The sequence below is a fragment of the Pseudomonas sp. SDO5271_S396 genome (assembly GCF_054071795.1).
This window is the reverse complement of sequence record NZ_JBSVWB010000002.1, coordinates 79,354-93,094: the sequence shown is the minus strand read 5'-3', so window position 1 is coordinate 93,094 and position 13,741 is coordinate 79,354. Positions and strand designations below refer to the sequence as shown.

The window sequence follows — 13,741 nt, the reverse complement described above, 5'->3', positions numbered from 1 at the left end:
CGCACAGCGCCAGGCGTGTGTCCGGCCGATCGCGCCATCCTTGCCCTGCTACAGGAAGACGCGAGGTCAGAACGACCAGCCGCCTGACGATTCCCGGATTGATCAATCACGGGTAGCGACCCCGGATTGACGGCGTTTCGTCTTTGAAAGTGGCAAAACGCCTGCTCTCTTAATGTGAAAAATTCGTTAACCAATTCTTGGCAAAGGCTTTTTTTCCCGGATCCAATCCGTCACACTGATGCGAATAATTATCAACATCTTTATTATTCGCCAGGGACGGTGTATCGGGGAGAGTCAGTTTCATGTCTGTGCAACAACGCAATGGCAAAGGTTTTTCACCCAGTCTGATGGCTTTGGCGGTCTGCCTGGCAAGCTCGACAGCGGCCTTCGCCGCCGACACTGAAACACCACCCGCCACACTGGAGTTGGGCGCTACGCAAATCTCGGGCGAAGGCCAACTGGGCGAAACCACCGAAGGCACGCAGTCCTACACCACCGGCGCGATGAAGACCGCGACCAAGCTGCCACTGACGATGCGTGAAACCCCGCAGGCCGTGACCGTTATCACACGCCAACGCATGGACGACCAGGCCATGACCAGTATCAACGACGTCGTCAACGCCACGCCGGGTCTGTTCCTGAACTTCTCCAGCGGCCCTGGCCGGCAGTCGTACACATCACGGGGTTTCGACATCGACAACCTCATGTACGACGGCATTCCCAGCGGCTACAACGGCGTGTCGGTCGGCGCCCAGCCGAACCTGGCGATGTTCGACCGCGTCGAAGTGGTGCGCGGCGCCACCGGCCTGGTCACTGGCGCAGGCAACCCGTCGGCCGCCATCAACCTGATCCGCAAGCGCCCGCTGGACGAGCAGAAAGTCACCCTCACCGGCGCCGCCGGCAGCTGGGACGACTACCGTGGCGAACTCGACGCCTCCAGCCCGCTCAACGACAGCGGCACCTGGCGCGGCCGTGTGGTCACGTCTTATCGCGATGCCAACAGCTTCATCGACCACGCCGAGGACTATCACGGCCTGTTCTACGCCGTCACCGAAGCCGATCTGGGCGAGGACACTACCCTGACCCTCGGTTTCTCGAACCAGAAGGACAAGACCAACTACTTCTGGGGCTCCTCGATGGTCGGCCAGGATGGTCACCACCTGAACCTGTCACGTTCCTACAACCCGGGCACCGACTGGGAAAACAAGGACCAGGAGATCAACACGGTCTTCGCCGAACTGCGCCAACGCCTGGCCAACGACTGGAGCCTGCAAGTCAACGCCAATTACGCCGAACAGAACGCGCTGTTCTCCGGCTCCTACCAGTCGCGCTGGGTCAATAACACGCTGGCGCGCACGGTCTACCAGGCCGCCTACGATGAGAAGCAAGCCGGCATCGACGCGTTCGCCAGCGGCCCGTTCGAGGCGTTCGGACGCACCCATGAGTTGGTGGTAGGCGCCAGCCGGCGCATCTATGACATGACCACCCACAACTACACTCCCTACGACACCAACTGGCCGCTCACCGCAGGCAAACCGGATTTCGTGCATAACAGCAACGACCGCGCCGTCACCACCCAGGATGGTGTGTACCTCACTACCCGCCTGAGCCTGGCCGACCCGCTGAAGCTGATTCTCGGCGCGCGCCTGGACTGGTATGACTACGACGCCCACGGCGACGACAATGGGGCCGACTACAAAGTCACGCGCAACCTTACCCGCTACGCCGGCCTGATCTACGAGCTGGACGACCATCACTCCGTCTACTTCAGCTACAGCGATATCTTCACGCCGCAAAGCGAAAAGGACACTGCCGGTACGCCGGTCAAGCCCATCGTCGGCAAAAACTACGAGGTCGGCGTCAAGGGCGAATACCTGGGTGGCGCGCTGAATGCGAGTCTGGCCCTGTTCCGCGTCGACCAGGAAAACCGCGCCGTGCAGGTGTTCGTGCAAAACTGCCCGCAGGCCTCCTGCTATGAAGGCTCGGGCGAGATTCGCAGCCAGGGCATCGACTTCGAACTGCAAGGCGCGCTGACCGAAAACTGGCAGGTCGGCGGCGGCTACACCTATGCGCGTACCCACACCATCAAGGACGAGGCCAACCCGCAGAACGTCAACAAACAGTTCGACACCGACACCCCCGAGCGCCTGTTCAAGCTGACCACCCGCTACAACTTCCAGGGTCCTCTGGAAAAACTCCGGGTCGGCGGCAACATCTCCTGGCAGAGCCGCATGTACAACGACCTCACGCTGGCGGATGGCAGCAGCTATCGCCTCAAACAAGGCGCGTACGCCGTCACCGACCTGATGGCTGGCTACAAGGTCAGCGACCACCTCGACCTGCAGCTCAACGCCAACAACATTTTCGACCGTCGCTACTACTCTTCCATCGCCAACTCGGTCAGCTACGGCGGCGACGCCTATGGCAACCCGCGCAACATGATGCTCACGGCCAAATACAGCTTCTGACCGCGATCCGATCAACGGCTGCCTGCCCGGGCAGCCGCTCCTCAAGTCCCTCCCCCTGATGCCGATAGATAACAAGCATCACTGAATCCCATAAAAAATCGAACACCGCCGATTCGCTCCACCCTGCCCTCGTCCTGCGTCGACTACACCACATGGAGTCAGTGTGCATGCCCACCTCTACGCGTTTCTTCGAGCACTACCGCAAAGCCGACCGCATCATGCTGGCGCTGGTCTGGCTGATGTTCGCGTTTTCCCTGGGCCTGGCGTTCTGGCACGACAGCCTGTTGCAGGCCGTGTTCGTGGGCGGCGGCACCAGCCTGGTGCTGACCGCGCTCTACCGTGCCATCGGCGGTACCCGCGTGATGCGCTGCGCCCTCGGTGCCGGGCTGATGGTCATGGCGGCGCTGCACATCAACCAGGCACAGGGCGTGATCGAATCCCACTTCGGCATTTTCGCCCTGCTCGCGGTGCTCACGTTTTACCGCGACTGGCTGCCGATCCTGGTGGCGGCCGTGACCATCGCCGTGCACCACGTGGTGTTCCATGCGTTGCAGCATCAGGGTTTCCCGGTGTTCGTGATGGAGCATCACGGCGGCTGGGGCATGATCTTCGTTCATGCGTTCTACGTGGTGATGGAAACCGTCGCCCTGCTCTACCTGGCCGTGCACAGCCAGGCCGAAGCGGTGGAAAGCCAGGAAATGCTCGAAAAGATGCTCGCCGTCACTTCTCAGTTCACTGCGCAGACCACCCAGGCTGAAGGCAAGGTGCATGTGTCGTTGGCCCAACGTTTCGACCACTTCCTGTCGCAACTCACCCAACTGATCGACGGCGTCACCCGCGACTCCCACGGCCTCGGCCAACTGGGCCACGAGCTGGCACACGCCAGCGGCACCCTGGAAAAAGGCGCACGGCATCAATTGGCAGAAATCACCCAGATGACCGGCTCGATGCAGCGCATGGAAGACGCCATGGGCCACATCACCGTGCACGTCGAACAGGCGGTCGAACACGCAGGGCAAGCCAGCCGGCAGATTCAGCGCGGCCAGGAAAGCGTCGGCCGCGCCCAGCACGAAATCACCCAATTGGCCTCGCGCCTCAATGGTACCAACGAGACCGTACAATCGCTGGCGGTACAGGCCGAACAAATCGGCTCGGTGCTGGAAGTCATCAGCAGCATTGCCGAACAGACCAACCTGCTGGCCCTCAACGCCGCCATCGAGGCCGCCCGCGCCGGCGAACAAGGTCGCGGCTTCGCCGTGGTGGCCGACGAAGTGCGCAACCTGGCCCAGCGTACCGCCCTCTCCACCCAGGAAATTCGCCAGATCATCGAGGGCCTCCAGCAAGGCAGCCGCAAGGCCGTCGACGCCATGCACGACAGCCGCCAGGGCGTGGAACGTTGTGTGGAAGACAGCCATCTGGCCGTGGAAATGCTCAAGGCCGTCGGCAACGACATCGCCCATATCGATCAACTCAACGGACGCATCGTCACCACCACCCGCGAACAGTCCGCCGCCAACCTGGACATCGTTGGCCGCTTGCAGTCCGTACAGAGCATCGCGCAAGGCACCGCCGAAGACGTGGAAACCCTGGCCCGCAGCAGCGAACGCCTGCCGCCGATCGCCACACGGCTGGACGCGCTGGGGCGCCGCTTTCATCCCCAGGGCTCGAACTCGTGAGCGACATGCGCTGATTATCCGCTGACCGGCCATTGCACTGTGCTCTGCAATAGTGGATTTTGATGCCGCTGCTCACCCGCGAGCAGCCCATCCTCAGGTATGCACGACAAGGCACAGGCCATGGCTCACGCAAAAATCCAGGCCATTCACAACGGCACTTCCATACCGCTGTTTGGATCCAGCACCACCGGCACGCCGTCACCTGCGGCCATGCCGGTTGAAACCCACCGCATCGAGCCCGGTCACTGGCACTCCCATCGGCTCGACACGCAAATGCTGACGATGTTCTTGCGCACCAGCAGCCTGCTGCACAACACCGATCACTCCGCCACACGGCAGATTCCGGTGGCGGCGCGCTCCCTGGCGTTTTCCCTGCGCGGGCAAGACGAAAACATTCGTTGGCTGGCACCGGCCCATCTGATCAGCGTCAGCTTGAGCGATGCAACGCTGAGCGCCGTCGCCGACGAGGCCGGCAAGAGCCAATTCGAACTGCTGCCGGCACCCGGGGTGCGCGATGAGCGTCTGAGCGCGCTGTTCCAGGCGCTGCACCTGGAACAAAGCGAAGGCTTCCCCTCGGGGCGCTTGTTCGTCGACGCCATGGAGCATGCGATCGCCGCGACCCTGGTCAACCGCTACAACGCCTTTGCCCCATCCGGCATCAAACCGGTCAGCGGCTTGCCGCCTTACAGCGCCAAACGGGTCGAGGATTACATTCAGACGCACCTGGACCAGCGTCTTTCCCTGCACGACCTCGCCCTGTGTGCCGGCTTCAGCCGCGCGCATTTTTCCCGGCTGTTCCAGGCCACCTTCGGCCTGCCGCCCCACCAGTACGTGCTCAAGGCCCGTATCGACAGAGCCAGGACCTTGCTGCGTAAGCCTCGGCTGTCCATCCTGGAGGTCGCCCTGGCCTGTGGCTTCCAGACCCCGCAACACTTCGCCCGCACCTTTCAACGTCAGACCGGCGTCACCCCGAGTACCTTCCGACACGCTTGCGAATAGCAGGATCAGGCCCCTCGTCGCACGTACAGACACGCAGACGCCAGGCCGCCCATGCTCAAATCCCGGCTCCTTTCCCGACGCTGAAGGTAGCGCCATGTTGACCAAGCCGGCCGTTCACAAACGCCATCCCGACACTTATCTGCTCTTCGGAGTGCAACTGAGAATCCTGCTCTCGAGCCAGGAAACCGCCGGCCAATTCTGCATGGTCGAAGGCTTGATGCCGCCCGGCTGCGATGCCGGCCTGCACATGCACATCCACGAAGACGAATCGATGCACCTGTACGAAGGCGAACTGGAAGTCACCATCGGCGAAGAAGTGTTCACCCTGCGGGCCGGCGAAAGCTACTTCGCACCGCGCAACGTCCCGCAACGCCTGCGTAACCTCGGCAACACCACCGTGCGCGCCGTGGTCATGGGCACACCTGGAGGGTTTGACGAATTCGTCACAGCAGCGGGTATTCCGATCATTGATGGCGTGGTGCCAGAGGTGGCGCCGCCGACCGAGGCGCAGTTGGAGGCCGTGGTGGCGTTGGCGGAGCGGCATGGGATTCGGATTTTGAGGGGGTAACGGCCTTGCCACTCAGCCTGAAACCCTGAGCGACAAGACCGCTTTCAACGTTTTACTGCGCGGCTTTTTCGATCAGGTCAGCCACAACCTGCGGGTTGGAGATCATGACCGCGTGGGACGCGCCCTTGACCACCACCGTTTGTTTCGAGTGCGCGCGCTCGGCCACGAATGCCAGTGCGGTGGGTGGAATGGCCTTGTCGGCGTCGCCGAACACGAACCAGGACGGCAGTTTTTTCCAGGTCGCTTCGGTGGCGGCGTCGCTCAGGGCGGCGGCGGTAATCGGCCGCTGGGCGATGGCGGCCAGACGGGTGGCGGCCTCTGGCAGGTCGGCGGCGACCTGGTCGCGGAACTTGTCCTGCTGGATGTACAGGTCTTTGTTGCCGTCAGACAGTTCGACCGGTTTCTCCAGCGAGGTCGGCAGCGTGCTGCCCGGGAACCTGGCCAGGATGTCGTGCACGCTTTCGCCCTTCTCCGGGGCGACGGCGGCGACGAACACCAGGCCTTTGACATTCGAGTTGCCTTTGGCCGCTTCGGTGATCACCGGGCCGCCGTAGGAATGCCCCACCAGCACCACCGGGTGCTTGATGGTGCGAATCAGCTCGACCACCGAGCGTGAATCGTTGGCCAGCCCACGCAACGGGTTGGCGGCGGCGATCACGTCGTAGCCGTCCTTGTGCAGGATTTGGGTGACGCCGTTCCAACTCGACGAGTCGGCAAACGCGCCGTGGATCAGGACAATCGTGGGTTTGGTATCAGACGTGGCAGCGAAAGCGCCGGAACAGATGGCAAGGGCAAGGGCGAGACCGGGAAAAAACGTTTTCATATAAGTCCTGTAAATAGAAACACTGATCAATAGGAAAATCGCAGATTGTCGCCGGGGCAGTCTCGTCCCTTCCCTGGGACGCCAGAACATCCATGGTTCGCAATTGACTATTCCACTGCGTGGAACGGTGCGTTACTTGCGTTTAACGTTGTGGTCGAGGAATTCCACGATGTCCGCGCCGATCTGGTCCAGGTGAGTCTCCAGTGCGAAGTGCCCGGTGTCGAAGAAACGCACGTCCGCGTGTTTCAGATCACGCTTGAACGCCTCGGCCCCCGGCGGAATGAAGATCGGGTCGTTCTTGCCCCACACCGCCAGCAAACGCGGCTGGTAATCGCGAAAGTACTGTTGCAGCTGCGGGTACATATCGACGTTGGACTTGTAGTCGCGGAACAGGTCCAGCTGGATTTCCGCGTTGGCTGGCTGGCCGACATGCGCCGCGTCCATCAGGTAGGTTTCCGGGGCAATCACACTCGGATCCGGCGTGCCGTGCTGGTACTGATCCTTGATCGCGGCTACATCCAACACTGCACGCAAGGCATCGCGGTTGGCCTGGGACGGCTCTTGCCAATACTTCTTCACTGGCGCCCATCCGTCACTCAACCCTTCGACGTAGGCGTTGCCGTTCTGGGAAACGATCGCGGTGATTCGCTCCGGATGCTTGACCGCCAGGCGCCAGCCCACCGGAGCGCCGTAATCGAAGACCTGCAACGCGTAAGTCTTGAGGCCCAGCACCTGGGTGAACTGGTCGATAGTGTTCGACAGGTTCTCGAACGAATAGGTGTACTGACCCTGCGGCGGGCTCTCGGTCAGGCCGAACCCCGGCAGGTCCGGCGCAATTACGTGATAGCGCTGGGAGAGGATGGGGATCAGGTTGCGGTACATGAACGACGACGTGGGAAACCCATGCAGCAACAGCACGGTGGGATTCGCGGGGTCACCCGCCTCACGGTAAAAGACCTTGACGTCCTTGACCTGGGCATAACGGTAATGCACCTGGTTAAACCCAGCGATCTTCGCACTCATGCTTTTCTCCGGCGCCGCGTTCGCGGTCATCATGCCAAACCCAGTGTTAATTACAGCGCACGCACACATCGCGGCGAGCAACTTGTTAAGACTCATACGGTTTACCTGACTGTTCTGCATAAAAGTTCGGAGTATTGCTCGCGCACTACCCATGGTCTGCCGAACAAGTATGCGCACTCACGCCCAAGGTGATAATCGGGTAATCTTGCGAAGTACCTTCAACAAAAATGGGAAGATACAACTCAAGGTTATTTTCCTATAACGAAACAATCGACCGCTGAACTACCGTATCTTTTCATCTAACAAACCCATCAACTTTCCTCCTCAACTTTCAGGTTATTTCCGATGGACCGTATCGAAGCCATGACATTGTTCTTGACCACCCTCGAAACCGGCAGTTTTTCCGCCGCCGGGCGCGCACTACGGATTCCGGTTCAAACAGTCAGTCGCAAAATCGCGGACCTTGAACGCTGCATCGGCACCCAGTTACTGACGCGCACCACCCGCAAAATCGGTCTGACCGATGCCGGGGCCGGCTACGCGCAGGCGGCGCGTTCGATCCTGGAACAGCTCGCCGAAGCCGAGCGCATCGCCGCCGGCGAGTTCGTCGCACCCCGTGGCGACCTGGTGATCTCCGCCCCGGAACTGTTTGGCCGGCTCCACGTGCTGCCCATCGTGTCCGATTTTCTGGAGCGTTTTGCAGACATCAACATCAAGCTGGTACTGGGCGACCGCAATGTGGACCTGTTCGACGACCAGATCGATCTGGTGGTGCGCATCGGCCACCTGCCGGACAGCGGCATGATCGCCAGCCAGATCGGTTCGCTGCGCGGCGTGGTGTGTGCAAGCCCGCGGCTGCTGGAGGTACACGGTGTGCCACAAACACCCGAGGCGCTGAAAAACATGTCCTGCATCTCGACCTACGGCCCCACTATCACCACGGCCTGGCGCTTTATCGACCCGCACAAGGGTTCGCCAATCGAGCTGGCGGTGACGCCGCGATTGCTGACATCGGCAGTGGCCCTGGTCGACGCGGCGATCCGCGGCACCGGTGTGGCGCGGCTGCTCCATTACCAGGCGCTTGAGGCGATCGACTCGGGCACCTTGTGCCGGGTGCTGGAAGACTACGAGCTGGAACCCTTCCCGGTGCATCTGCTGTACGCGGCACACCCTCACATGCCGCTCAAGATGCGGCGTTTCCTGGAGTTCGCGACGCCACGCCTGCGGCAATCGTTGTCACGGTTTTCGACGAATCGTTGAACACTTGGCGAACTGTCATAAAAAAATAATCGTGCTTCGCGCATTATTTTTTTCAAACCCAACTGAAACGCTGCACGAAACAATCACCCCAAAACAACGCTACGCCAGACAGCAACTAACTGCACAGCAACACAAACACTTTCAACGCATGAAAAAGTAAAACCATACTTTCAAAACCCATAATAATTTTGCCTGACAATTTCAAAATCCGTGCGCTTGACGCTGTATTAACCGCCCCTATAACTTTAATTGGACCGAACGTTCGGTACATTCAAACTTTCAACTTAAAGGGCATTCCCAATGGCACGTATCAACGTATTGACTCCCGCCACTGCAACTGAAGAACAACAACAGATTTTTGCCAAGACCGAAAGCAAGTTTGGTAAAAACCCGCTGATCATGAGTGCCCTGACCAACTCGCCGGCCACCATGAACAGCTACCTCACGCTGTTCCAGAACTTGACCGACGGGCGTTTCGATAAACAACTGGCACGCAAGATCGGCCTGGCCATTGGCGAAGCCAACGGTTGCGAATACTGCATTTCACTGCTGGCCTACATCGCCAAGCTGCAAAAGCTCACCGAGAACGACATTGAACTGGCGCGCAAAGGCCAGTCGGTAAACGCCAAGGAAACCGCGCTGCTGCAATTCGTGCTGCAACTGGTCAACCACAAGGGTGACCTCACCGACGAAGAAGTCCAGGCAGTGAAGGACGCCGGTTGGAACGACGAGGACATCACCGAAGTGTTCGGCCACCTGACACTCAACTTCATGACCAACTACTTCTGGAAAGTCGCACGCACCGACGTCGACTTCCCGATCCTGCGTCTGTTCGACCAAAGCAAAATCTCGCGCGGCGGCAGCCACGCGTTCAAACAAGTGGTTTGAATGAAGTCACCGTGGTTTCGGGCCTTGCGCCCGAAGCCACGGCTGCTGTTCCGTTGAGCGAGAACCCCGTGCGCCATGACTAAACCACGCAAAGTAGAAGACGACGTGCTGATCGAACGCCTCGGTCAGGCGTTCAAGGACGTCGGTTTCGAAGGGGCCTCGATGTCTATGCTGTCGTCTGCCACGGGGCTGACGAAATCCAGCCTTTACCACCGTTTCCCCCTCGGCAAGGAACAGATTGCCGAAGCCGTTTTAAAACACACCCGGCTGTTCCTGGAGAGCCAGGTGTTCCCGGTCCTGCAAGGTGATCTGCCGGCGGCGACCAAAATGGAATTGTTCACCTCGGCCATGCGCAAGGTCTATCTGGAAGGCGCCGAATCGTGCCTGCTGAACACGCTGTCGCCACCGCGCAACCAGGCAAAAGCCTGCGGGCAGGCCATTGCCGAGACCTTTCATCAGTTGCTGGAAGGTTTGATGCACGTGGCAAAAGCCTCGGGCGCGACAGAGACCGCAGCGCGCAATCGGGCCGAACAAGTCCTGATCGAATTACAAGGTGCCTTGGTGCTGGCGCGGGGTATTTCCGACCTGTCGGTGTTCAGCCGGATGTTGGACAGGCTGCCCACGATCATTCTGCAACCGCAATAACGCGTTATTCACCGCGGCGTCTAAGGCCGCACGGTGTTGTATGCCTGTCACATAACCTTTTTGACAACTAAGGAAGTTCCCATGAAACGTATCCTGATGCTGTTGGCCAATGGCGTAGAGCCGCTTGAAATTGCCGCGTTTACCGATGTCTTCGGTTGGGCGGACCTGGTGGGCGACACGCCCTTCACCCTGGTACATGCCGGCCTGCGGCCGGAAATCCACACCACGTTTGGCTTGCACCTGCGTATTTCAAATCTGCTGGGTGAACTGAACCTCGACGACTACGACGCACTGGCACTGCCCGGCGGTTCCGAGCCCGCAGGGTTCTATGAAGAGGCGTTGAGCGAGCCTTACCTCGCGGCAATCAGGCACTTCGCCCATGCCGGCAAACCCGTTGCCAGCGTGTGCGTGTCATCGATTGCGCTGGGAACGGCGGGCGTGCTGGAAGGCAGGAAAGCCACGGTCTACCACCAGGTTGGTGGCAAGCGGAAGCAGCAACTGGTGGACACCGGCGTCGAATTCTTCGACCGGCCAGTCGTCGAAGATGGCCCGTTCATTACCTCCAGTGGCCCCGGCACCGCCTCGGAAGTTGCCTTCCTGTTGCTGGATCGTCTGAGCAGTGCGGACAACAGCCTGCACGTGCGTAAAAGAATGCGTTTCGACACGCCCAGCCAGCACTGGTTTGAGACACCTCAAGTTATGTAGCCGGTTAAAACACGATGTTCTCTTTAGAGGCATCGTGTTTTTTTATTCCATCCGAACGTTCCATAAAACGAAATACAGTGTTGTCAACCCGGCCTATTCAAGCCCCGCCTTACATCAAAGAAAATGCTTCAACGCAGTATCAAGGCTGTTCATACAGAGCCTAGAGGACAGGGAAGTTACGAAACATAACCGGGGTTAACCATGGATCGCTTTCAAGAAATGCAGACTTTTTTAACCGTGGTCGAGGAAGGCGGATTCTCGGCGGCCGCTCGCCGCCTGGAGATATCACCGGCCAGTGTCACCCGCGCGGTGGCCTCCCTGGAAAAAAGAATCGGGGTGCACCTTATCCTGCGCAACACCCGCAGCATGAGCCTCAGCGAAGTGGGCGAATACTTCCTCAAAGACTGCCGTCATATCCTCGAACGGCTGCGCGAAGCCGACGAGGGCCTGGAGGGCATCTACGCCGCCGCCCCCTCCGGCCTGTTGACGCTGACGGTGCCCGTGCAGTTCGGTGAGCGTTACATCGCGCCACTGCTGGGGCACTACACGGCCCGCTTCAAGGACGTCAACCTGTCCAGCATTTTCCATGACCGGCCCGTCAACATGCTGGAGGATGGCATCGACGTCGCCATTCGCATCGGCAACCGCATCAGTGACAGCGAGCACGCGATCACCGTCGGCAAGGCCAGGCAGATCCTCTGCGCCTCGCCCGCTTACCTGGACACCCACGGGCGCCCTGAACGCCCCGAACACCTGCTCAAGGCCGATACCATCTGCTCGTTCTCCAGCCAGCGCGCGCAGGAATGGAAGCTGATGCACAAAGGCATTGCCTTGACGCAACGCATCAACCCGCGAATCTCCGTGAGTACCACCCAGAGCGCCATCGAGATTGCCCGGCAAGGGTTCGGTATCACCCGAGCGCTGTCCTATCAGGTGCTGGACGACATCGCCCAAGGCACCCTGGAAAGCGTGCTGGACGCCTATGAGCCCGCGCCGCTGGCGATCAACATCATCATCCGCAAGAACAACAGCGCCTCGATCAAGATCCGCACATTTGTCGACTTTCTGGTCCACCATCTTAAAGACGACCCGCTCTTGCGTTCCGAACTCTGCACGCCCTGCCCAGCAGTCCAACCGTAGCATCGCCAAGGAGCCTCCCATGACAGACACCCCGCTCGACAGCCAGCCTCCCGGCTATGTGCCCGACAAGGTCTGGACCCCGAAAAACACCTACGGCGGCCAGTTCGGCAGCATCAACCAGCCGGTTTCGGGCGCCCGCTTCGAACAGAAACTGCCGGTGGGCAAGCACCCTTTGCAGCTCTACTCCCAGGGCACGCCCAACGGGCAGAAGATCACCATTTTGCTGGAAGAGTTGCTGGCCGCCGGCTACTCGGAGGCCGAATACGACGCCTGGCTGGTCGACATTTTCAAGGGTGATCAATTCGGCAGCGGGTTTGTGGGCATCAACCCCAATTCCAAGATCCCTGCACTGGTCGACTATTCCGTCACACCGTCCATCCCGGTGTTCGAAAGCGGCTCTATCCTGGTGTACCTGGCGGAGCGTTTTGGCGCCTTCCTGCCGACCACCCGCCGGGCGCGCACCGAGACGTTCAACTGGTTGATGTGGCAGATGGGGTCGGCGCCGTTCGTGGGCGGTGGCCTGGGGCATTTCTACGCCTACGCGCCGATCAAGATCGAGTACGCCATCGACCGTTACGCCATGGAAACCAAGCGTCAACTGCATGTACTGGACACGCACCTGGCGACCCATGAATTCCTCGCTGGCGATGAGTACACCATTGCCGACATGGCAGTGCTGCCGTGGTACCCCGGCAGTCTGTACGGGGTCTATAAAACTCACGAATTTCTCGACGTCGAACAGTACCCGCACTTGCTGCGCTGGTACGCCGCCCTCAGCGCACGCCCTGCCCTGGCCCGTGGCCGCAGGGTCAATCGCCGGTCCGACACCCCGGGCGAGTTCCTGCTCGAACGCCACGCCGCCACCGACTTCGACTCCCTGTCCTGATAGCAAGAGGCTTCAATGAAACTGTATTTTGCACCTGGCTCCTGCGGGCTGGCGCCACAAATCGCCTTGCGCGAAGCCCAGCAGACTTTCGAGCTGATCAAGGTCGACTTCAGTACCAAGCAAACCGTGGAAGGTGACTATTTTGAGGTGACCCCCAAGGGTTTCGTCCCGGCGCTGAAACTGGCCGATGGCAACGTCATTACCGAGGGTGCCGTCATCCTTCAATGGGTCGCCGACAAACACCCGCAACTCCAGTTGTTGCCACCTTTCGGTTCGCGGGATCGCTACACCGCACTGGAGTGGCTTAACTTCGTGGCGACCGACCTGCACAAGGGCATGGCCGTGATGTTTTCGTCCTTCGTCGATGCCCGCTCGAAGGCCAACTTCGCCGCCGGCAACCTGCACGAACGCTTCCAGTACGTGGACGAACACCTCGCCAGTCACGAATATGTGCTGGGCACGCAGTTTTCGGTAGCCGATGCCTATCTGTACAACGTGCTGTGCTGGCCACCCCGGGTGAACATTGATATTTCCCGTTATCAGGCGATCCAGCGGTTCATGGCCACCATGGAGCAACGCCCGAGCGTGCGTGCCGCCCTGGACGCAGAAGGCCTGCTGCTCAAGTAGCTCTGGCGATGCAATGAGAAACGATGCGGGGCG

At 60.1% G+C, this 13,741-nt stretch carries 12 protein-coding genes and 1 pseudogene; 11 read left to right on the top strand and 2 right to left on the bottom strand.

From position 1 onward, the window contains the following. The first annotated feature begins 302 nt into the window (after nucleotides 1-302). The 4 genes and pseudogenes from ACW9IN_RS02080 (at nucleotide 303) to ACW9IN_RS02065 (ending at nucleotide 5,711) form a co-directional block, all read left to right on the top strand. Nucleotides 303-2,468, top strand: coding sequence for a TonB-dependent siderophore receptor (locus ACW9IN_RS02080; protein WP_457364326.1), 2,166 nt, complete (start codon nucleotides 303-305; stop codon nucleotides 2,466-2,468). Nucleotides 2,469-3,613: 1,145 nt separating this feature from the next. Beyond that, nucleotides 3,614-4,144 (top strand): annotated as a pseudogene (locus ACW9IN_RS02075) (methyl-accepting chemotaxis protein); the annotation flags it as partial. 120 nt (nucleotides 4,145-4,264) lie between these two features. Beyond that, nucleotides 4,265-5,143, top strand: coding sequence for a helix-turn-helix domain-containing protein (locus ACW9IN_RS02070; RefSeq protein ID WP_457364325.1), 879 nt, complete (start codon nucleotides 4,265-4,267; stop codon nucleotides 5,141-5,143). Nucleotides 5,144-5,237: 94 nt separating this feature from the next. Beyond that, on the top strand, nucleotides 5,238-5,711 hold the full coding sequence (locus tag ACW9IN_RS02065; RefSeq protein ID WP_457364324.1) for a cupin domain-containing protein: 474 nt from the start codon (nucleotides 5,238-5,240) through the stop codon (nucleotides 5,709-5,711). Between the two features lie 52 nt (nucleotides 5,712-5,763). On the opposite strand, the gene ACW9IN_RS02060 is transcribed toward ACW9IN_RS02065, so the two are convergent. After that, nucleotides 5,764-6,534: an alpha/beta fold hydrolase gene (locus ACW9IN_RS02060; RefSeq protein WP_457364323.1), complete on the bottom strand. Its 771-nt coding sequence runs from the start codon at nucleotides 6,532-6,534 to the stop codon at nucleotides 5,764-5,766. Nucleotides 6,535-6,666: 132 nt separating this feature from the next. Beyond that, a complete protein-coding gene (locus ACW9IN_RS02055; RefSeq protein ID WP_457364322.1) occupies nucleotides 6,667-7,653 on the bottom strand; it encodes an alpha/beta fold hydrolase in 987 nt (328 codons plus the stop codon). A 249-nt stretch (nucleotides 7,654-7,902) separates the two neighbouring features. Between ACW9IN_RS02055 and ACW9IN_RS02050 the strand changes: the two genes are divergently transcribed. From ACW9IN_RS02050 to gstA, 7 genes are all read left to right on the top strand, one after another. Further along, nucleotides 7,903-8,817, top strand: a complete 915-nt coding sequence (locus ACW9IN_RS02050) for a LysR family transcriptional regulator (protein ID WP_457364321.1) — start codon at nucleotides 7,903-7,905, stop codon at nucleotides 8,815-8,817. 300 nt (nucleotides 8,818-9,117) lie between these two features. Then, a complete protein-coding gene (locus ACW9IN_RS02045) occupies nucleotides 9,118-9,705 on the top strand; it encodes a carboxymuconolactone decarboxylase family protein (protein ID WP_457364320.1) in 588 nt (195 codons plus the stop codon). Nucleotides 9,706-9,780: 75 nt separating this feature from the next. Continuing rightward, nucleotides 9,781-10,350 (top strand): TetR/AcrR family transcriptional regulator, encoded by a 570-nt coding sequence (locus ACW9IN_RS02040; RefSeq protein WP_457364319.1) that lies wholly within the window; start codon nucleotides 9,781-9,783, stop codon nucleotides 10,348-10,350. Between the two features lie 81 nt (nucleotides 10,351-10,431). Beyond that, on the top strand, nucleotides 10,432-11,055 hold the full coding sequence (locus tag ACW9IN_RS02035) for a DJ-1/PfpI family protein (RefSeq protein ID WP_457364318.1): 624 nt from the start codon (nucleotides 10,432-10,434) through the stop codon (nucleotides 11,053-11,055). A 219-nt stretch (nucleotides 11,056-11,274) separates the two neighbouring features. Further along, nucleotides 11,275-12,195 carry a LysR family transcriptional regulator gene (locus tag ACW9IN_RS02030; RefSeq protein WP_457364317.1) on the top strand — a complete coding sequence of 307 codons (921 nt, stop codon included), beginning with the start codon at nucleotides 11,275-11,277 and terminating at the stop codon, nucleotides 12,193-12,195. Nucleotides 12,196-12,214: 19 nt separating this feature from the next. Beyond that, nucleotides 12,215-13,081 (top strand): glutathione-dependent disulfide-bond oxidoreductase, encoded by an 867-nt coding sequence (gene yghU / locus ACW9IN_RS02025; protein WP_457364316.1) that lies wholly within the window; start codon nucleotides 12,215-12,217, stop codon nucleotides 13,079-13,081. Nucleotides 13,082-13,096: 15 nt separating this feature from the next. After that, nucleotides 13,097-13,708, top strand: coding sequence for a glutathione transferase GstA (gene gstA / locus ACW9IN_RS02020; RefSeq protein ID WP_457364315.1), 612 nt, complete (start codon nucleotides 13,097-13,099; stop codon nucleotides 13,706-13,708). The last annotated feature ends 33 nt before the right edge of the window (nucleotides 13,709-13,741 follow it).